Below are 18,765 nucleotides of genomic sequence, written 5' to 3'. Positions count from 1 at the left end.
TGTTTCGATGCCATTGCCAACCCCATAGGAGTTACATGTATGTCACGTATTGAAGTGCTTACCGATGAAAAAACCCCAGAGGCCTCTCGCCCGATGCTTGATGGTGTGAAAAAGGCATTTGGCATGGTGCCGAACGTATTCAAAGTACTGGCTCACTCGCCTGCGTCGTTGAATACCTATTTGCAATTCAATCAAGCCAACGAAGCCAGTTCGCTGACCGCTCAGCAACGTGAGGTTGTGGCATTGGCCACCTCGCAGTTCAACGCCTGTGAGTACTGTACCGCCGTCCACTCCATGATGGGTGGCAAAGTAGGCCTGACGCCTGAGCAAGTCCATGCCGCTCGCGATGGCAGCCTTAATGCATATGCGAAGCTTGCTCGGGAAGTTACTGCAACCCGCGGCCAGGTGAGCGATGGAGTACTTGCTACGGCCCGTGCAGATGGTCTGTCCGATGCGGCGATTGTGGACGTCATTACTCAAGTCACTCTGTTGACCTTTACCAACCTGTTGAACAATGTGGCGCAGACCACTCTGGATTTTCCGCCAGTAAAAATGTAGGCGACAACGGCACAAAAACTGTGATTGAGGCGCCACGACCGTCTCGATCACGGGCTTTCAACTATGCCTTTCTTGCGCCCATGCCTATGAATTCGCAGGCGATGGGTCTACAGACGCTGGTGTTATCTGCCCACATGCCCGGAAGTGACCCCATGAACATTTACGACTTGTCTGTACCTCTTTTCCTGAAGGGCTTCAACAACATGCTTAAGTGGCTGGATAAAGCCGAAGTATTCGCCGCGTCCGACGCCGATATTTCTGGTTTGATTTCGGCACGTTTAGCTCCTGATATGTTTACCCTTGCTGGGCAAATCCAGGTCGCCAGCGACATGGCCAAATCCTGTGCTGCACGCCTTAGCGGAGCAGGTGCACCCCGCTTTGAGGATAACGAAGAAACGTTATCGGACCTGAGGCTTCGGATCACAAAAACCATAGACTTCTTGAATTCGCTAACGGCCGAGCAGTTCGAAGCAAACGCCAACGCCGAGATCACGATCGTCCTGAAGCAGGGGGTACTGAAATTCTCGACACTTGAATTTTTAACTCAATTTGCTTTGCCCAATTTCTACTTCCACCTCACCACGGCATACGATATTTTGCGCCATAAGGGCGTGCCGTTGGGCAAGATGGATTATCTCGGCGTCTTTGACAACTGAGGACGGGTGACTGGTTTAAAGGGCACTCAACCGCGAAGCTGAATCCCCTAACTCACATAAATGAAGGCGCTAGGTTGAAATGCTGCCACGTGCTTTTTGATGAACGCCTCAGAACTTATTCGTTGGGTACCCGTTAGCTTGCCAAAGTCATCCGTTGCGCGCGCTTATCGTCCTGCGCGACGTAGATTTTCCATAGTTGATAATGATCAAGCACGAGTTTTGAAAGCACCAGGTCTGCCACCCCAAATCGTCTACGACGTCGAAACTTAGCGTAATCCACATCGTGGTGCCAACGGACGACTTACGGCATAAGCCCTCGGCGAGAGAAAACGTGCTCGAACTGATTGTAAATATGTCGCATAAACAGTCGCGCCCACATGCGCGGAGTTTGGCGACGCTGAAACGTTGGCTCACCGAGCAGATGTTCAATCAATCCGGAATCACTTCGATTCATTTGAGGGTGACGTTTTTTGCCGAGTGGATTCTCTACATTTCCCATTTAATCCGTGAAGGTCGCTACGTTACTCCGTTTGACGGGGACAGCCGCTTTGCGCCGATCGCTAGCAGTGACATTGGAGCTATTATCGCAGGAATTCTTTTAAACCCTCGGCTGCACGGCGGCATGACTTACCCCATCCACGGGCCTGTCGAGTACAGCCATACCGAGCTTGCCGCATTAATTGGCAAGACATTGGGTAAAGAGCTGAAATTTGAAAACGTCAGCGTGGATGACTTCCTCGCATTGCTAGGAATTCCAGGCCATGTGGAACGACGAGATCATCTCAAGTCAGTAATGATTGACCAGCGAGAAGGTCTCCTGCGTGGATTGGACAGCACTGGCTCCTCGATCATCGGTCGACCGCTCATGACTATGGAAGAGTATGTGATCAAGCACCGCAGTCTCTTGAATTGATTTGATGATATTTCGATATTAATCATATGGTTGGAGCTGATTACCGGACAATAGGGGGCGAGGGAGTTTCAGCAAAAAATTTAGCCCGGATCGGCGTCCCCTTAGGACCAAGATGACCGAAAAGGAGGGAGCTTCGACATACCGTCATAGAATTTCGTCTGTAATCTCAACCTCACTGAATCACCAACCCCCCATCAGTGAGGAACTAGATATGACCATTGTCAAAGCAGCAGCCGTTCAGATCGCCCCGGTGCTTTACAGCCGTGAAGGTACCGTGGCCAAGATCGTCGACAAGATCAAAGAACTCGGTGAAAAGGGCGTTGAGTTCGCAGTTTTTCCGGAAACCATCGTTCCGTACTATCCCTACTTTTCGTTCGTGCAGACCCCGTTCGAAATGGGCCGCGAGCACTACAAATTGCTAGAGAACGCGGTCGTTGTGCCATCGGCGACCACCGATGAAATCGGCAAGGCTGCCAAGGCCGCTAACATGGTCGTTTCCATTGGCGTCAATGAGCGCGATGGCAGCACCTTGTACAACACACAGCTGCTGTTTGATGCCGACGGCACTCTGATCCAGGCGCGCCGCAAGCTCAACCCTACCTACCACGAACGCATGATCTGGGGCATGGGCGACGCATCTGGCCTGCGAGCCGTTGATAGTAAGGTCGGTCGCATTGGCCAATTGGCTTGCTGGGAGCACTACAACCCGCTGATCCGCTATGCGCTGATCGAAGACGGCGAGCAGATTCACGCGTCTATGTACCCAGGTTCGTTCGCGGGTGACCTGTTCACCCGTCAGATGGAAGTGAGCATCCGCATGCACGCCCTGGAATCGGCTTGCTTCGTGGTCAACTCCACCGCCTGGCTGTACCCAGAGCAGCAAGCACAGATCATCGCTGACACCGGCTGTGACATTGGCCCGATTTCGGGTGGCTGCTACACCGCGATCATCGACCCACAGGGCGAAGTCTTGGGCGAGCTCACTGAAGGCGAAGGCGAAGTCATCGTCGATATCGACCTGTTCCAGATCGAAATTCGGAAGCGCCAGATGGATTCGCGCGGTCACTACAGCCGTCCGGAACTGTTGAGTCTGAACATCGATCGCACTGCTCACCGTCACGTTCACGAGCGCAACGACCGTCCAGTTGTTGAATCCCGCGAGTCAACTGAAAACACAAGCTCTAAGTAAGCCGTGCGGGCTGCCGGGTCTCACTTCTGTTAATTGCCGAGAGTGAGATCCATGCCCAGTGGTTGGCTTGAAACCAAATATTAGTGATACGACGATCTGGATCGCTGTGATAGATGTCGCTCGTGTCAGCAGCTTTTAGTTGGCGGTTTTTTATAATGAATATTGACGAGCGTAAGTTTATCGGAACAAATCTCAATCTGTTTCTGGTGTTTATGGTTGTCTACAGAGAGCGTAGCTTCTCGAAAGCCGCAGCATGTCTTTACGTTCAGCAACCCGCCATCAGCGGTTCGCTGGTGCGGCTAAGGAGCCACTTCGAGGACCAACTCTTTGTAAGTGCCGGGCCTAAAGGTGTTCGGCCTACACCAAAAGCTCGAAGGATTGCGGAGTTGTTGTTACCAGCAATGAGCACCATTCAGGATGTAATTGATTGGAAAGTGTTGTGATTGTTGGACTTCTGCTAACTCATTTATTTTTGGCTCGCCCGTCGTTGGGAGTGCCTTACTGACGGTATTTCGAAATGCAACATATCGGTTTGATTTTATACCCAGATTTTCAGGTTCTAGGATTGTCGATGAGCACGGCCTTTGAGCTGGCTAACGCGGTTGTTGGACGAGGCGTTTATCAGATCAGTTTACTCTCAGAGACGGGTGGCGTTGTAACAGCCTCAGCGGGATTTGGTGTGCAAACTGAGCCTTTGAACACTCATCAATTCGATACTTTGATCGTCATGGGAGACAACACCGTTACTCGAACCACGCCTGCACTGGTGGAGTTTGTGAAGCAGGCTGATGCTACGACGCGCCGTATCGGCTCTATCTGCACCGGTGCATACGTTCTAGCGGAGGCGGGCCTTCTTGACGGGCGACGTGCAACCACCCATTGGTACCGTGCACGCGATTTTCAACGGGCTTATCCAAACATCAAGGTCGAGGAAGATCGGATTTTCATCAACGACGGGAAGGTCTGGACGTCCGCGGGTATGAGTGCTTGTGTAGACCTGGCGCTAGCGCTGGTCGAAAAAGACTTGGGTATTGAGGTTGCACGCTTAGTCGCGAAGCAATTGGTTATCTACCATCGACGCGCAGGTGGACAGTCGCAGTTCTCAGTCATGCAGGATCTAGAGCCGCAGTCTGATCGCATCCATGCAGCGCTGGTTTATGCCAAAGAAAATTTAAAGACTGATTTATCCGTCAATAGTCTTGCAGATATTGCGAATCTGAGTCCTCGCCAGTTCAGTCGGGTTTTTCAAACTGAGACTGGACAGTCACCCGCAAAGGCTATTGAAAACCTCAGGGTTGAAGCTGCGCGAATCATGATGGAAGAGGGGCGTATATCGGTAGACAACGTGGCGATAGATGCCGGGTTTGGAGACAGCGAGAGAATGCGTCGCGCGTTCATAAGAGCATTCGGGCATCCGCCGCTTACCATCCGCCGTGCAAGCCGGGTGTCGTGACCAGTTCAAAGTAGGTTAGTTAGTTTTTGAGTTGTTAAAGCCGCACTGATCAAATGGATTCCTATGAAGCTATTAGATGGGTGCGGTACTTAGCGTTATGCGCTCGTAATAAGTTTTCGCTTTTACTTATTTGAAATCAAACGTGCTGTCAGTTTCTGGCAGTGAAGCATTTTATTATCTGGCGAATATGACCATGAAGCATTCCTTGAGCAAGTTACGTTATCCACTAGCTGCGCTATCACTAGCGGTCTTGGCTGCTTGTGGTTAATCCCCTAATGCTGCCGCTCCCGCCGCCGCCGCTCCGAAAGTCACCGTTGCCGCAGTGCTGGAGCAACCGGTGAACGAGTGGGACGAAGTCACCGCGCGCCTTGAAGCGCCAGAGACCGTTCAGATCCGGCCGCGCGTCACCGGGCAGATCGACTCGGTTGCCTTTGTCGATGGACAACTGGTGAAGAAGGGCGATCTGCTGTTCCAGATCGACCCACGTCCGTTCGATGCGGAGGTGCATCGCCTGGAAGCACAGCTTCAACAGGTGAAGGCCACCGTGGTGCGCACTGATGCTGAAGCACAGCGTGGCGAACGCCTGCGTACCAATAACGCTATTTCCGCTGAGATTGCAGAGTCCCGCAATACCACGGCCCAAGAGAGCCGCGCTGCGGTGGCAGCTGTTCAAGCACAGCTGGATCTTGCTCGCCTTAACCTGAGCTTTACCCACGTTACCGCACCGATCACTGGTCGCGTCAGCCGCGCGGAAATCACCGCCGGCAACATCGTGACAGCCAATGACACCTACCTCACCAGCGTCGTTTCTACCGACAAGGTTTACGCATACTTCGATGCGGATGAGCGTGTGTTCCTCAAGTACGGTCAGTTGTCTCGCGACGGCAAACGCAGCCAGACCACGCCGGTGTACATGGGCCTCTCTGACGAAGACGGAAACCAGCATCTGGGCCAGATGAACTTCGTGGACAACCAGGTCAACCCTCGCACCGGCACAATCCGTGGTCGCGCTGTATTCGATAACAGCAAGGGTGAATACACCCCTGGCCTTTACGCCCGATTGAAGTTGGTAGGTAGCGGTACTTATTCGGCAGTCCTGATCAAGGATGAGGCCGTAGGCACGGACCTGGGCAAGAAGTTCGTGCTCGTCCTGGATCAGGACAGCAAAGCGGTTTATCGCAGCGTCGAGCTGGGGCCAAAAATTGAAGGCCTGCGCATCGTGCGCAGTGGCCTGGCCAAGGACGACCGAATCGTCGTGAACGGATTGCAGCGCGTTCGCCCAGGCGCACTGGTCGACGCACAAGACTCACCGATGGCTAGCCAGGAAACCTTGGCTGCACTGGCGGAACAGTTGAAAGCCCTTGAGGCGAGCAACCCACCTAAACAGATCACCGCAACAGTCGCGAAAACGGCCAGCGGTTCATCCGCCCGCGGCTAATGGAGAGTGGTGATGAAATTTTCTCAGTTCTTTATCAAGCGGCCAATCTTCGCCGCCGTTCTCTCGCTACTGATTCTGATTGCCGGTGCCATCTCGCTGTTCCAGTTGCCGATCAGCGAATACCCGGACGTCGTTCCCCCAACCGTTGTGGTACGAGCCAGCTTCCCGGGTGCCAACCCTAAAGTCATCGGAGAAACGGTAGCTGCTCCGCTGGAGCAGGCAATCACTGGCGTGGAGAACATGCTTTACATGTCATCGCAGTCGACCGCCGATGGCAAGCTGACTCTGACCATCACCTTTGCATTGGGTACCGACCTGGATAACGCCCAGGTGCAGGTGCAAAACCGGGTGACACGTACTGAGCCGAAGTTGCCGGAGGAGGTAACGCGTATTGGTATTACCGTCGACAAAGCCTCTCCAGAGCTGACGCTGTTCATTCACCTGATTTCACCCGACCATCGCTACGACATGCTGTATCTGTCTAACTACGCGACCCTCAACGTGAAGGACGAATTGTCTCGTCTGAAAGGTGTCGGTGATGCGCAAATCTGGGGTTTGGGCGAGTACTCGCTACGCGTTTGGCTCGACCCGAATAAAACCGCTTCTCGTAACCTGACTGCTACCGATGTGATCAATGCAATTCGTGACCAGAACCGTCAGGTTGCAGCTGGCCAATTAGGTTCGCCCCCATCGCCAAGCGACAACAGTTTCCAGATGTCCATCAACGCTCAAGGGCGTCTGGTGAGCGAGGAAGAGTTCCAGAACATCGTTATTCGTTCCAGTGCGAACGGTGAGATAACTCGTCTGCGGGACATCGCAAGGATAGAACTGGGCTCCACTCAATATGCATTGAGAGCACGCCTGCATAACGAGGAGGCAGTTGCACTGCCAATCTTCCAGCGGCCGGGCTCCAACGCGATTGAAGTATCCAATCTTGTCCGTGCAAAAATGGAGGAGCTGAAAAAGAGTTTCCCCGAGGGAATGGATTACAGCATCGTCTACGACCCAACTGTTTTCGTACGTAGCTCTATCGAGGCTGTTGTACATACACTTTTTGAAGCGCTGATCCTGGTTGTGCTGGTGGTGATCCTGTTCCTCCAGACCTGGCGCGCGTCGATCATTCCGCTCGTAGCTGTGCCGGTATCGCTTATCGGTACCTTTGCCGTCATGCACCTGTTTGGCTTCTCACTCAACGCGTTGTCGCTTTTCGGATTGGTGCTCGCCATCGGGATTGTGGTCGATGATGCGATCGTGGTGGTGGAGAACGTTGAGCGAAATATCGAATTGGGGCTGAACCCGGTCGATGCCACCAAAAAGGCCATGGGAGAGGTGACAGGACCCATCATCGCAACAGCCTTGGTGCTCTGTGCGGTGTTCGTTCCTGCCGCATTCATTTCGGGTCTGACGGGGCAGTTTTACAAGCAGTTTGCACTGACCATTGCGATCTCGACCATCATCTCCGCTTTCAACTCGTTGACACTTTCTCCAGCGCTTGCAGCGCTGCTGCTGAGGGGCCATGACGCACCGAAGGATCGCTTCTCCAAGGTGCTGGACAAACTGTTTGGAGGCTGGCTTTTCCGTCCATTCAACCGTCTATTCGAACGAGCCAGCCAGGGCTATGTCGGCACCATCGCTCGTGTCATTCGCGGCAGCGGTATTGCGCTGTTTGTGTACGCAGGTTTGATCGTATTGACTTGGGCAGGTTTCTCCACCACACCAACTGGCTTCGTTCCCGTACAAGACAAGCAGTATCTGGTGGCTTTTGCGCAGTTGCCGGACGCAGCTAGCCTCGATCGTACTGAAAGCGTCATCAAGCGCATGGGAGAGATTGCCCTTACTCAGCCAGGTGCTGAAAACGCTGTGGCGTTCCCTGGCCTTTCGATCAATGGGTTTACTAACAGTCCAAACAGCGGTGTGTTGTTCATCAAACTCAAGCCGTTCGAGGAACGTACAGATCCTGGCCAGTCTGCCGGCGCGATTGCTGCCGCGGTGAATGCCAAGTTTGGTGCAATTCAGGATGCAAGGATGGCCATTTTCCCACCGCCGCCGGTACTGGGTTTAGGGACAATCGGCGGCTTTCGTCTGCAAGTTGAAGACCGTGGCAACCTGGGTTACGAAGAGCTTTACAAAGAAACGCAGAACATCATCACCAAGAGCCAATCCATCCCCGCGCTGGCAGGCTTGTTCACCAGCTACACCGTTAACGTGCCGCAAGTGGATGCAGCCATCGACCGTGAAAAAGCCAAGACCCATGGCGTGGCCGTCAGCGATATTTTCGACACCTTGCAGATCTACTTGGGGTCGCTGTATGCCAACGACTTCAACCGCTTTGGTCGCACCTATCAGGTCAACGTTCAGGCAGAGCAGAAGTTCCGCCAGACAGGTGATCAAATCGGTCAACTGAAGGTGCGTAATAACCAGGGTGAGATGATTCCGCTGGCAACTTTTGTGAAGGTCACCGATGTCTCGGGGCCGGATCGCGTCATGCACTACAACGGCTTCATCACCGCAGAAATCAACGGTGGCCCAGCGCCGGGCTACAGCTCTGGTCAAGCGCAAGCAGCGATGGAGAAATTGCTTGCTGAAGAGCTGCCGCACGGTATGACCTACGAGTGGACTGACCTGACCTACCAGCAGATTCTGTCCGGCAATACCGCTCTGCTTGTGTTCCCTCTGTGTGTGCTTTTGGCATTCCTGGTATTAGCAGCACTTTACGAAAGCTGGAGCTTGCCGCTGGCGGTGATCCTGATCGTGCCGATGACTTTGCTGTCGGCTATCGCCGGCGTGATTATCGCGGGCAGTGACAACAACATTTTCACCCAGATTGGCTTGATTGTTCTGGTAGGGCTTGCGTGTAAAAACGCGATCCTGATCGTTGAGTTTGCGAAGGACAAACAGGATGAAGGCATGAGCCCGCTGGATGCTGTGCTGGAAGCTTGCCGCATGCGTCTGCGGCCGATCCTGATGACGTCGTTCGCGTTCATCATGGGTGTGGTTCCACTGGTGACTTCAACCGGCGCTGGTTCCGAAATGCGCCACGCCATGGGTGTGACCGTGTTCTCAGGGATGTTGGGAGTAACGTTCTTCGGATTGCTGCTGACGCCGGTATTCTTTGTTCTGATCCGTCGTTATGTGGAACGCAGTGAAGCTCGTAAAGCAGCGAAGTTCGCAGCCAAACATGGCGTTTCGCAGGAGACGCACTGATGAGAGCCTTTAAATTTTTTGCGCCAGGTCTGCTGCTTATGGCATTGGCAGCGTGCACCGTGGGGCCTGACTACAAGGCTCCTGATACTCCGCCGGCACAGCTCACGTTGGAAGCTGCCGGTAGCTACGACCGCAGCCATTTTGAAAGCGTGTGGTGGCAGCAATTCGATGATCCGACCTTGAACAAGCTAGTCAGCAAGTCGCTCGAAGGTAACCGCGATCTGAAAGTTGCTTTCGCTCGTTGGAAGTCGGCTCGCGCCATTCGTGATGACATCAGCAATGATGCCCTGCCGGTAGTCACCAGCCGTGCGAGCAGTGAGATTGGTCGGGCCCAAGTGCCTGGCAGTTCGGACCATCGAGTCAATATCGAACGTTACGATCTGGGCTTGGATATGGCATGGGAGATCGACCTGTTTGGTCGTATCTCTCGGGAGCTGGAAGCCAGCGAAGCTCAGCAAGATGCCGCCGCCGCTGATTTCTATCAGTTGCGCGTCAGCATGATCGCAGAGCTGGCTGATGCCTACGGTCAGCTGCGTGGAGCGCAACTGCGCGAGAAGATCGCCCGCGATAACTTGAAGAACCAGACTGACTCAAGGGCTGTCACGGTCAGTCGCCGCGATGAAGGCATTGGCAACGAGCTGGACGTCATGCGCGCTGATGCCCGCTTTGCAGCAGTCGAGGCGACCATTCCGCAGCTTCAGGCTGATCAGGTGCACCAGCGCAATCGTATTGCGACCCTGCTGGGCGAGCGCCCTGATCAGATGAGCGTGGATTTGAGCCCGGCGTCGCTGCCGGCAATCTCCAAAGCATTGCCGATTGGCGACTTGGGTGAACTGTTGCGCCGTCGTCCAGACATCATCGCAGCTGATCGACGTCTTGCAGCGGCAACGGCCAGTGTTGGTGTTGCCACGGCGGATCTGTTCCCGCGTGTGAGTTTGAGCGGTTTTCTTGGCTTCACAGCAGCTCGCGGTTCGCAGATTGGCTCTGGTGCAGCACAAGCTTGGGGCCTTGGCCCAAGTATTACGTGGGCAGCATTTGATCTAGGCAGCGTGCGTGCGCAGATACGCGGCGCGAAGGCCGACGCCGATGGCGCTCTGAATGGATACGAGCAGCATGTGCTGCTGGCCTTGGAAGAATCCTCAAACGCCTTCAGCGATTACAGCAAGCGTCAGCAACGCTTGGTATCGTTGATCAAGCAGAGTGAGTCGAGCCGGGCGGCCGCAGGCCTCGCAGCTTTGCAGTACAAGGAAGGGACTGCTGACTACCTGGTGCTCCTCGATGCCGAGCGTGAACGCCTGAGCGCCGAGGATTCTCAAGCCGCTGGTGAGACCGATCAGTACCGCTCGATCGTGGCGATCTACAAGGCGCTGGGAGGAGGGTGGGTCAGTCAGGCGGGTGCCAAAAAGCCTAACGGTTGATGTAGATGGTCTGATGCGAATCCCTGGGGCTATTGACCAGGGATTTTTTATATTCAAACAGTCTTGAAAGAGGGTACCAGGTGGCACCCGAAGACATGATCTGGCACGTAGTGGACCACTAGGCGGGAATCAAGATTGATGATGACTGAAGCAATTTACACTCAAAGCAGGAGCAGCAGCCGCTGCATACCACCAGGTGGGGTATAGGTAGAGGTATGTAAGATGGTCGGCCTTTATGTGCTTTGGATTTAAGATTAGAGTACAAACGACATAAAAGACCCGTATGTCATATAACCCCTCCCTTGCAGCCAGGTGTTGCCGTCATGCTGAATGTAGGAATGATCCTTTACCCTGGTTTCCAGGTACTCGGCCTCTCCATGTCCGCGACATTCGAGGTAGCGAATCTATTTGCAGATGAGTCTGTGTATGGAATCACGCTGCTTTCGGATCGAGGTGGGATGATCCAGACCTCCGCCGGATTCTGTGTGGAGACCGAAGCATTCGATGATCGTCGCTTTGACACGCTGCTTGTTCTTGGCGATAACGTAGTTAGACCGGCCTCCACTGGCTTAATCGATTATCTCATCCACTCCAGTCCGGTCACCAGGCGTGTGTGTTCTATCTGCACTGGCTCTGCGGCTTTAGCGCAAGCAGGGTTACTCGATGGTCGGAGAGTGACGACGCATTGGGATCATGCGAAAAATTTGCAGGAAACGTACCCCGGTCTACGAGTGGATTCAGATCGTATTTTTATCAACGACGGTCCGATCTGGACCGCGGCAGGGATGAGTGCATGCGTCGACCTTTCCCTCGCATTGGTGGAAAACGATCTGGGTCGTGAGTTGGCTCGAAAAGTGTCAAAGCATTTGGTGGTTTACCACAGACGGGCAGGGGGACAGTCGCAGTTCTCGGTGATGAATGACCTTGATGCCAAAACGGACCGGATCCAAGAGGCTCTGACTTTCGCCCGCCAGCACCTCAAGACTGATCTCTCTGTCGACAACCTGGCCAATGTTGCGAACATGAGTCCAAGACAGTTCAGCCGCGTTTTTCAGGCTGAGACAGGTGAGAGTCCAGCGAAAGCTGTCGAGCGGCTCCGCGTGGAGTCAGCACGCTTAATGATGGAAACAGGCAATCATACGATCGACGTTGTCTCCAACGAAATTGGTTTCGGAGATCAGGAGCGCATGCGGCGTGCTTTCATCAGAATCACCGGCCAGCCACCTCAGGCATTTCGAAGAGCCTCGCGAAGCTGAACGCCGAAACGCCCTGCGCTTTTGGTGCAGGGCGAGCTTTCAACGGTCGAGTATCGCCAACAAATCGCGTGGCGCACCCATTTCAAACGAAAAAGATAACGCTTTGATGGCTGTTACTGACCCAGTTTTTTCACTACTTGGTCGGTTGTCCACAACGCGTTGGCAATGAAGCGATAGTTGATCAGCGCTGCATGGTAACCGTCACCCTCAGGGATTTGCGGCGCTGCGGTGGCGTCGCGAACCACAACCACTTCGAAACCTTGTTCGACCAGGTCGCGCAGGTGTGACTCGACGCACAGGTTCGCTGCCATACCGGCGAGGATCACCTGAGAAACGCCTTTCTTGCGCAGCTGTAATGTCAGATCATTAGTTTGGGGGCCATACACCTTGTGTGGTGAACAAATGATGGTTTTACCGTCAAGAATGTAAGGCTTGAACTGCGGCATGAAGTCGGCGCCAGAGCCATCGAAACCAGTCAGATCCAGCGGCGAGCTTCGGTCAAACATGCCAATGTCATGCATCATTTTTTCAAGCGGACCACCATGCTCCCATTCGTGATCACACGGATAGTAGTAGTGCGGAGAAACGGCGACTTCAATCCCGGCTTTCTTCGCCGCCTCGAACAGTTGGCCAAGGTGATCGACCACACCGTTCTCAGTGACGCTGTTACCTACAAACGGCCAAGTCACACCTTTTTCACTCAGAAAGTCTACTTGCGGATCGATGATGACCAGCGCTGCGCGTGAAAGGTCCAGCTGGAACCCTGTGCTCGGCAGAGCGCCGTTTTCAGGATCTTGATACTTGGGGTTTGTGCTACCGGTTTTGCGTGATTCAGTGCTCATTGTGAGGCTCCTCAGATTGGAATAACCTCTTGCGGGCGCTGTCGACACGGCGCCGGAGTGGCCTGCAAGTAGGGCTATCTTCCCCCTTTGCGCCGTCCTGGTTTTTCCCCGGCGTCCTACTTCTTTGCCTGAGTGACTCAATGGACGCCTTATCCGAGTTTTTTGACCGCATCCAGATGACTGGCCGGCTGTTTTACGCCGGCAAGGTCTACGACACTCTGGACATCAATAAGCCCGATGGCACTGCATTCGTGCACATTGTCGAGAAAGGCGGGCTAGACCTAATCCGTCCCGGTCATCCACGTATCGTGCTTGATGGCCCCACCGTTCTGCTTTGTCCAAGCACCTGCCGTTACAAGCTGGAGCCCACTACGGAGATGGGGGCGGATATCATTTGTGCCACCTTCGAATTCGGCGTGAGCATGGGACGGTCATTCCCTCTCGGGGTGACCGACACCCTGGTTTTCCCATTCGAAGATATTGATCCGGTGGTGCCAGTGATAGAGGCGCTGCTAGCAGAATATAGGGGGCGGGGGGCAGGGCACCGCAAAGGGCTGAGTGTTCTCTTCGAGTACATCCTGATTGTGCTAGTGCGACGGGCCATCGGCGAAGGGATGATTGCTAGAGGTGGGCTGTCCGCCATCCTTGATCCACACCTCGGAAAGGCCATTAGCGAAATTCATCTCAAGCCTGAGCAGGACTGGAGCGTTAAGCAACTGGCGGACCTGGCTTGCATGTCGCGCTCTAAATTTTCTGCGAAATTTCTCAAAGTGGTGGGGGTATCGCCAATCGCTTATCTCGCAGCCTGGCGTCTAAAATTGGCGCGGGATTTGATGAAGCAGGGCGTGAAGCTAAAGATCGTCGCGGCGTCCGTAGGCTACAGCTCGCAGGCCGCCCTAACGCGGGCGTTTGTTCACGAGATGGGCTTACCGCCAGGGGAATGGTTGAAGCGACATGACTAGGGAGCTGAGGCCCGGGGTATCAGTTTGAAAACACGCATGAAGATTTTGTAAACGGTGGGTTCTCCACAAACAAAAGCAGAATAGGGTATTTCAAGACCTTCACGTGGCCTGCACGACGAATAAAGAAGGGAAGTTCGACATGGCAGCCTCAATAGCTTCATGGCTCAGGGTGAAAGCGTCGCTGGCTATCACCGGGCGAAACATCCTGAACTGCAACGCCGAGGTTAGTAGAGTCTCCCTCAGAGCAGAGTTCGACCGAAGAGGGAACTCTGCCGCGGTGATTGCAATGCGCTTGATCTCTCAGCCGCCGCCCCACCTCCTAGGGCTCATCTGCCTCCTACCTCTCCCTAAGTCACCTGACTCCAAGTCAGTTTGACGTAATCCATTCCAATTCTGTCGTTTCCCACGGTAGGCGATGGATTAGATGCCATCCATAATCCATCCCGTAAGCAAATTCCATTTTTGCAAGCAGGCGCAGCCCCTTCGGTCACTGCACTGCCCACTGAGAGACAATTTTATGAACGTAATTGATGACTTGGTGCAACGAAACAAGAGCTTTGCAGACGGTGATTTTAATGCCGGGCTTAAAATGATGCCTTCAATGAAGACTGTCGTAATCGGTTGCGTTGACCCGAGGGTCGATCCTGCTGATGTATTGGGGTTGAAACATGGTGAGGCGGCAGTTATCCGGAACGTCGGCGGTCGGGTCAATCCAGCCGCGCTTCAAAACATGGCGATCGTGCGTGCCGTGGCCAATGCCCAGGGGAAAGAGGTGGGCCCTGGCTGGAATCTCATCGTGCTGCATCATACGGATTGCGGCATCACACCTTGCCTCCATCACTCCCCGGAGCTGCTAGCGAAAAACCTCGGCGTGACTTTGGCCGAATTAGACAATCTGGCAATTGCCGATCCCTATGCAGCCGTCGCGATTGACGTCGCAGCGCTCAAGGCCAACCAGCAACTGCCTGCTACTTTCACTGTGACGGGGATGGTTTATGACGTCGCTACAGGGCTGGTTAAGACAGTCGTGCCCCCATCCCAGCTTCGCCCCGAAGCGAACACTTGAGACGAGGCGCTTTGCTTCGCACTCGACGAATCGATGCTGAATTACCTGAACCGTCCTGAGCTTGATCTGCGAAAGATCAAGTTCATTCATCCCGCCAAGGCCAAGAAAATGAACATCAAAACGCTCTTCCATTTCCGTACGCCATCTTTGCGCAACGCAGTTCTGGCCGTAGTGTCATCCCTAACGTTTGCTGTTGGCAGTCATGCTTTTGCAGCACAGCAGCTTCCAAAAGTACCGACCACCAAGATCATTGCGATTGGCTCATTGACGCCGAAGGCCACCCCCGAGGCAGTTGCGGCAGTCCTGCCAGAAGAAGTTCGCGAAACGGTCAAGCTGAGCCTGGCTGGCAAGATTGAGCAGTGGAACGTGCGCAACGACCAGAGCGGTGTGGTGTTTGTGCTCAACTTAACCGACGTCGCAGAGGCACGCGATATGTTTGCCAAAATGCCGCTGGACAAGGCTGGCCTCATGTCCTTTGAGTTTATCCCGGTCGGCCCACTGTCTCCATTGGCCCTGTTGCTTGATCAACCAAATCACTGATAGCAGGCTAATGCCACGGGCGCACTTCACTCGTTGCTATACGGAGGAAACGTTATGACTGATAAATCCGAAGTTGCTCGCGAGCACTATGAGGGCAGCTCGACCGAATTCGATCTCGTCGGGCAGGTTAGAGGTTTACTCCAGGCGTTCGGCGACGCGCCCATAACCCCTGAGCAACTTGCCGGGTTTGACCAGTTTCACAGCGGAGGGCTTAAAACTACGGCTGATTTTATCGACCTGTTCGAATTGAAAGCTGGCATGCAGGTTCTGGACGCTGGGTCAGGATTAGGTGGGCCCTCTCGTTATGTCGCGCAACAAAAAGGCTGCGTCGTCACGGGGGTTGATCTGACTGCTTCATTTGTAGCGGTCGCCAGGCTCCTTGCTGAGCGGACAGGCTTGACCGAGACGGTTCGATACGAAGTCGGGAATCTATTGAGCCTGCCATTCGAAGACGAACGTTTTGACGTTGCCTACACACAGCATGTTTTGATGAATATCCATGATCGGGCAAAGGTATACAGCGAGTTTTACCGCGTGCTTAAGCCAAATGGCAAATTTGGGTTCTTCGATGTGCTGGCCGCCGACGACAAGGCAATGCCGTTGTACCCCCTGCCTTGGGCTGAGCAGGTCCAGAACAGCGTGCTTCTCACTGAGGATGAAACGCGTGCAGCGATGAGCGCCGCTGGCCTGAAGCTTGAGGTCTGGAAGGACGTGACGCAGGAAATAATCGATTGGTTCACCAACGTTCAGTTGCCGGCAATGCAGCGCGGTAATCAAGGCCCAAGCCTGAAGCTGGTAATGGGCGAGCGCTTTGACTTGATGTCTGAGAACTTTGCCCAAAATCTCAGACAGCAGAAGGTGCGACTCGTCATGGCAACTGCCGTACGCGAGTGATGGAATGCCGATCAGCCCTTCTTATACGAGATACGGCATCAATGCTGTCTCTTAGGGCTGAGGATTTGCTAGATAGGTGTATGCATCAACGTAGATCGGCTCTCAGCTCTCGAATTCCTCGGCCTAGATGTTTTCGTAGCAGCGTACGTAGTGTCGCGCCATCCACGTAGCCGACTTCTGACGCGATTGCTTCCAGATCCATGCTTGTCGTGCGTAGTAAGTGTTGCGCCCGCTCGATGCGCATGTCCTGAAAGAACGCAAGTGGCGACTTACCCAGTACCGACTCTGTGCGGCGCTGAAGCGTTCTCGGTGTCGTTGCGAGCGCGCTGGCAACTGCTTGCAGCGAAAACCCTTCTTTAAGGTGGTCCCTCGCCCAGCGCTCGAACTGCTCCATCAGCGGATCCGCGTGAGCCATATGTTCAGGGATGATGTAAGGAGCCTGTAGGGACCGGTAGTCCGCCAGCATGTAGCGGGCAACGAGGGCCGCGAGTTCGGGACTGGATTTTCTGATAATCCACAGCGCAAGATCCAGATGTCCCATCGCCGCTCCTGCAGTGGCGACCCTACCGTTGGCAACCAACATTCGGGATTCGTCCAGATGGATGCTTGGATAGCGTTGTCGGAAGAAAGGGCCGAGCCACCAACTCGTGGTTGCCTCCTGATTATCGAGAAGTCCTGTTTCTGCAAGCAGAAACGTACCAATGCACGAGGCGGCGATGCCCGCGCCTGAAGCGTGCCACGCTAGTAGCTGGGCCTTTGCATCGACCATGTCGTCACGACTGAGCGCGATAGCCAGTGGCTCTGGCATCCGAGTGTTAAGCGCTGGAATCAGCACCCACTCAGGTCTGGATGCCGGATCTATTGGGCCCACTGGCACTTCGAGTCCACACGCTGTTCGGACCGTATCCCTGACTCCGACGATGCTCACGTCAAAATGAGGAGCTGTCTCCAACAGAACCGCCCCTAGATCGTTAGCTGCGGAAAAGGCGTCGAGGAAGACCGTCAGGCCTGTGTCGAAAACGCCCTCAATGGCAAGAATAGTCAGCTGCATAAACGTTGGTCCCTTCTGTGGGTAGGCGAATCGGGTCCACTAGAGCACGGTGGTTGCCGGAGGAAATTCTAGTGGCTCACGGATGCAGTTTTGGCGGAACTGATGCTGGCCGACCGCCTGGCTAACAAGTCCCTGATCCGCTTTCCAGAACTGATGCGATGAAGTCTACAAATACACGTGCCGCCATTCGCGTCGCACGTCCCATAGGGAAGTAAGCATGAACCGGCAGTAGTGCCATCTCCCAGTCAGGCAGCAGTTGCACCAGCGCTCCATTCCCAAGCTCTGCATGGCAGGCCCAAGATGTGGTTGAGGTGATCCCAAGGCCACCGGCCGCGGCGGCGAGCGCCCCGGCAGTGTTATTGGTAGATATCTGAGGCGAGACATTAATGGAGGTCTTCTTCCCCTCACGCTCAAATTGCCAAGAAGAGATCTGGGCACTGGCCGGTCCGCCGACGATACGGTGATGCACAAGGTCATCTGGTTGTGTAGGCGTGTTGTGTCTTGCCAGATATGAAGGTGCAGCGACTATTACACGCCGCATTGTTCCGATCTGTCTCGCGGTACCCGCCAGATCAGGAAGCGGACCGACGCGAATTCCTACGTCCACAGCCTCTTTCACCATGTCCTGCGACTGATCTTCGAGCAGCAGTTCTAGACGAAGCTCAGGGTGGCGTTGCGTAAACGCTGACAGCCTCGGGATGATTACACGTATACCCATGGTCGCAGGCATCCCGACCCGCAGCTGGCCACGCAGCTCCCCACTTTCCCGAACGCTGTTCTCAGCATCGTCCACCGCTGCAAGAATGGGCTCCATCCGAGCAAGGAACTCCATCCCTGCTTCAGTTGGAACCACGGCTCTTGTCGTTCGAGAAAGCAAGCGAGTGCCAAGGTTCGCTTCAAGCTCGGCAACCATTCGCGACACCTGAGACTGAGCTATTCCACTTTCTCGAGCGGCGGCGGAGAAGCTCCCAAGCCGAGCTACTCGGGTATACATCCTCAACGCCACAAAGTCCTTAAGCGCCATCGTCCAGCCTCGTTATGGGAAGAGAACCAACCTACGTAACCAAGCGCAGTAGCGCCTTTAGTAAGCGTGTTGGATTTCTGAAAACCTTGCCGGCCGTTCGCGAGAAGCCGCCTTTTGGAGGCCTAACCAGTTTTTGACAGGAGAGAAGGAAGCTATGCCAAGCGCCTATGCAGATCTGTTATAAATCTTAGACGGTTTCGACGACTACCGGGTGTATTTGAAAGGGCAGATATTTGATCCATCGAAGGCGAGGCAGCCGCTTCTCCTAGCAGATATCAATTTCTAATCTCCTTGAGGAATA

General features: G+C 54.3%; 16 protein-coding genes and 1 pseudogene. 14 read left to right on the top strand and 3 right to left on the bottom strand.

All coding sequences use genetic code 11. The features are described from left to right. Positions 1 to 39: 39 nt before the first annotated feature. From ACWKV9_RS13395 to ACWKV9_RS13350, 10 genes and pseudogenes are all read left to right on the top strand, one after another. Positions 40 to 558 carry a carboxymuconolactone decarboxylase family protein gene (locus ACWKV9_RS13395; protein WP_483836594.1) on the top strand — a complete coding sequence of 173 codons (519 nt, stop codon included), beginning with the start codon at positions 40 to 42 and terminating at the stop codon, positions 556 to 558. 152 nt (positions 559 to 710) lie between these two features. Next, entirely contained in the window at positions 711 to 1,214 is a 504-nt protein-coding gene (locus ACWKV9_RS13390; protein ID WP_483836593.1) for a DUF1993 domain-containing protein, read from the top strand. Between the two features lie 331 nt (positions 1,215 to 1,545). Further along, positions 1,546 to 2,127, top strand: a complete 582-nt coding sequence (locus ACWKV9_RS13385; RefSeq protein ID WP_483836592.1) for a Rossmann-fold NAD(P)-binding domain-containing protein — start codon at positions 1,546 to 1,548, stop codon at positions 2,125 to 2,127. 211 nt (positions 2,128 to 2,338) lie between these two features. Continuing rightward, complete coding sequence (locus ACWKV9_RS13380; protein ID WP_483836591.1) at positions 2,339 to 3,316, top strand: nitrilase-related carbon-nitrogen hydrolase; 978 nt, start codon at positions 2,339 to 2,341, stop codon at positions 3,314 to 3,316. Positions 3,317 to 3,471: 155 nt separating this feature from the next. Further along, complete coding sequence (locus ACWKV9_RS13375; protein ID WP_483836590.1) at positions 3,472 to 3,759, top strand: helix-turn-helix domain-containing protein; 288 nt, start codon at positions 3,472 to 3,474, stop codon at positions 3,757 to 3,759. A 74-nt stretch (positions 3,760 to 3,833) separates the two neighbouring features. Continuing rightward, on the top strand, positions 3,834 to 4,769 hold the full coding sequence (locus ACWKV9_RS13370; protein WP_483836589.1) for a GlxA family transcriptional regulator: 936 nt from the start codon (positions 3,834 to 3,836) through the stop codon (positions 4,767 to 4,769). A gap of 193 nt (positions 4,770 to 4,962) precedes the next feature. Further along, positions 4,963 to 6,207 (top strand): annotated as a pseudogene (locus tag ACWKV9_RS13365) (efflux RND transporter periplasmic adaptor subunit). A 12-nt stretch (positions 6,208 to 6,219) separates the two neighbouring features. Beyond that, the gene (locus ACWKV9_RS13360) at positions 6,220 to 9,411 is read left to right on the top strand and encodes an efflux RND transporter permease subunit (protein ID WP_483836588.1); all 3,192 of its coding nucleotides are present in this window, start codon (positions 6,220 to 6,222) and stop codon (positions 9,409 to 9,411) included. Beyond that, the gene (locus ACWKV9_RS13355; RefSeq protein WP_483836587.1) at positions 9,411 to 10,829 is read left to right on the top strand and encodes an efflux transporter outer membrane subunit; all 1,419 of its coding nucleotides are present in this window, start codon (positions 9,411 to 9,413) and stop codon (positions 10,827 to 10,829) included. Before ACWKV9_RS13360 ends, ACWKV9_RS13355 begins: the two co-directional genes overlap by 1 nt. 323 nt (positions 10,830 to 11,152) lie before the next feature. Continuing rightward, on the top strand, positions 11,153 to 12,085 hold the full coding sequence (locus tag ACWKV9_RS13350; RefSeq protein WP_483836586.1) for a GlxA family transcriptional regulator: 933 nt from the start codon (positions 11,153 to 11,155) through the stop codon (positions 12,083 to 12,085). A 113-nt stretch (positions 12,086 to 12,198) separates the two neighbouring features. Here the strand turns inward: ACWKV9_RS13350 and ACWKV9_RS13345 are convergent, their stop codons facing one another. Further along, the gene (locus ACWKV9_RS13345; protein ID WP_483836585.1) at positions 12,199 to 12,927 is read right to left on the bottom strand and encodes a cysteine hydrolase family protein; all 729 of its coding nucleotides are present in this window, start codon (positions 12,925 to 12,927) and stop codon (positions 12,199 to 12,201) included. 140 nt (positions 12,928 to 13,067) lie between these two features. Between ACWKV9_RS13345 and ACWKV9_RS13340 the strand changes: the two genes are divergently transcribed. The 4 genes from ACWKV9_RS13340 (at position 13,068) to ACWKV9_RS13325 (ending at position 16,389) form a co-directional block, all read left to right on the top strand. Beyond that, on the top strand, positions 13,068 to 13,889 hold the full coding sequence (locus tag ACWKV9_RS13340; protein ID WP_483836584.1) for a helix-turn-helix domain-containing protein: 822 nt from the start codon (positions 13,068 to 13,070) through the stop codon (positions 13,887 to 13,889). 517 nt (positions 13,890 to 14,406) lie between these two features. Continuing rightward, positions 14,407 to 14,955: a carbonic anhydrase gene (locus tag ACWKV9_RS13335; RefSeq protein WP_483836583.1), complete on the top strand. Its 549-nt coding sequence runs from the start codon at positions 14,407 to 14,409 to the stop codon at positions 14,953 to 14,955. A gap of 33 nt (positions 14,956 to 14,988) precedes the next feature. Beyond that, positions 14,989 to 15,495: a hypothetical protein gene (locus tag ACWKV9_RS13330; protein ID WP_483836582.1), complete on the top strand. Its 507-nt coding sequence runs from the start codon at positions 14,989 to 14,991 to the stop codon at positions 15,493 to 15,495. Between the two features lie 54 nt (positions 15,496 to 15,549). Next, the gene (locus ACWKV9_RS13325; protein WP_483836581.1) at positions 15,550 to 16,389 is read left to right on the top strand and encodes a class I SAM-dependent methyltransferase; all 840 of its coding nucleotides are present in this window, start codon (positions 15,550 to 15,552) and stop codon (positions 16,387 to 16,389) included. Between the two features lie 85 nt (positions 16,390 to 16,474). Here the strand turns inward: ACWKV9_RS13325 and ACWKV9_RS13320 are convergent, their stop codons facing one another. Both ACWKV9_RS13320 and ACWKV9_RS13315 read right to left on the bottom strand, forming a co-directional pair. Further along, positions 16,475 to 17,440, bottom strand: a complete 966-nt coding sequence (locus tag ACWKV9_RS13320) for a GlxA family transcriptional regulator (RefSeq protein WP_483836580.1) — start codon at positions 17,438 to 17,440, stop codon at positions 16,475 to 16,477. 121 nt (positions 17,441 to 17,561) lie between these two features. Continuing rightward, entirely contained in the window at positions 17,562 to 18,434 is an 873-nt protein-coding gene (locus ACWKV9_RS13315; RefSeq protein ID WP_483836649.1) for a LysR family transcriptional regulator, read from the bottom strand. Between the last annotated feature and the right edge of the window lie 331 nt (positions 18,435 to 18,765).

The sequence above is a fragment of the Pseudomonas corni genome, from assembly GCF_057128765.1.
Note: the sequence above shows the minus strand (reverse complement) of the source record. Positions and strands in the feature narration are given on the sequence as shown.

Bases quoted from the DNA above. Each gene is read 5' to 3' on its own strand.
- ACWKV9_RS13330 (WP_483836582.1), top strand. From the start codon at position 14,989: ATGCTGAATTACCTGAACCGTCCTGAGCTTGATCTGCGAAAGATCAAG.
- ACWKV9_RS13375 (WP_483836590.1), top strand. From the start codon at position 3,472: ATGAATATTGACGAGCGTAAGTTTATCGGAACAAATCTCAATCTGTTT.
- ACWKV9_RS13350 (WP_483836586.1), top strand. From the start codon at position 11,153: ATGCTGAATGTAGGAATGATCCTTTACCCTGGTTTCCAGGTACTCGGC.
- ACWKV9_RS13345 (WP_483836585.1), bottom strand. From the start codon at position 12,927: ATGAGCACTGAATCACGCAAAACCGGTAGCACAAACCCCAAGTATCAA.
- ACWKV9_RS13395 (WP_483836594.1), top strand. From the start codon at position 40: ATGTCACGTATTGAAGTGCTTACCGATGAAAAAACCCCAGAGGCCTCT.
- ACWKV9_RS13380 (WP_483836591.1), top strand. From the start codon at position 2,339: ATGACCATTGTCAAAGCAGCAGCCGTTCAGATCGCCCCGGTGCTTTAC.
- ACWKV9_RS13320 (WP_483836580.1), bottom strand. From the start codon at position 17,440: ATGCAGCTGACTATTCTTGCCATTGAGGGCGTTTTCGACACAGGCCTG.
- ACWKV9_RS13370 (WP_483836589.1), top strand. From the start codon at position 3,834: ATGCAACATATCGGTTTGATTTTATACCCAGATTTTCAGGTTCTAGGA.
- ACWKV9_RS13315 (WP_483836649.1), bottom strand. From the start codon at position 18,434: ATGTATACCCGAGTAGCTCGGCTTGGGAGCTTCTCCGCCGCCGCTCGA.
- ACWKV9_RS13360 (WP_483836588.1), top strand. From the start codon at position 6,220: ATGAAATTTTCTCAGTTCTTTATCAAGCGGCCAATCTTCGCCGCCGTT.
- ACWKV9_RS13325 (WP_483836581.1), top strand. From the start codon at position 15,550: ATGACTGATAAATCCGAAGTTGCTCGCGAGCACTATGAGGGCAGCTCG.
- ACWKV9_RS13355 (WP_483836587.1), top strand. From the start codon at position 9,411: ATGAGAGCCTTTAAATTTTTTGCGCCAGGTCTGCTGCTTATGGCATTG.
- ACWKV9_RS13335 (WP_483836583.1), top strand. From the start codon at position 14,407: ATGAACGTAATTGATGACTTGGTGCAACGAAACAAGAGCTTTGCAGAC.
- ACWKV9_RS13390 (WP_483836593.1), top strand. From the start codon at position 711: ATGAACATTTACGACTTGTCTGTACCTCTTTTCCTGAAGGGCTTCAAC.
- ACWKV9_RS13340 (WP_483836584.1), top strand. From the start codon at position 13,068: ATGGACGCCTTATCCGAGTTTTTTGACCGCATCCAGATGACTGGCCGG.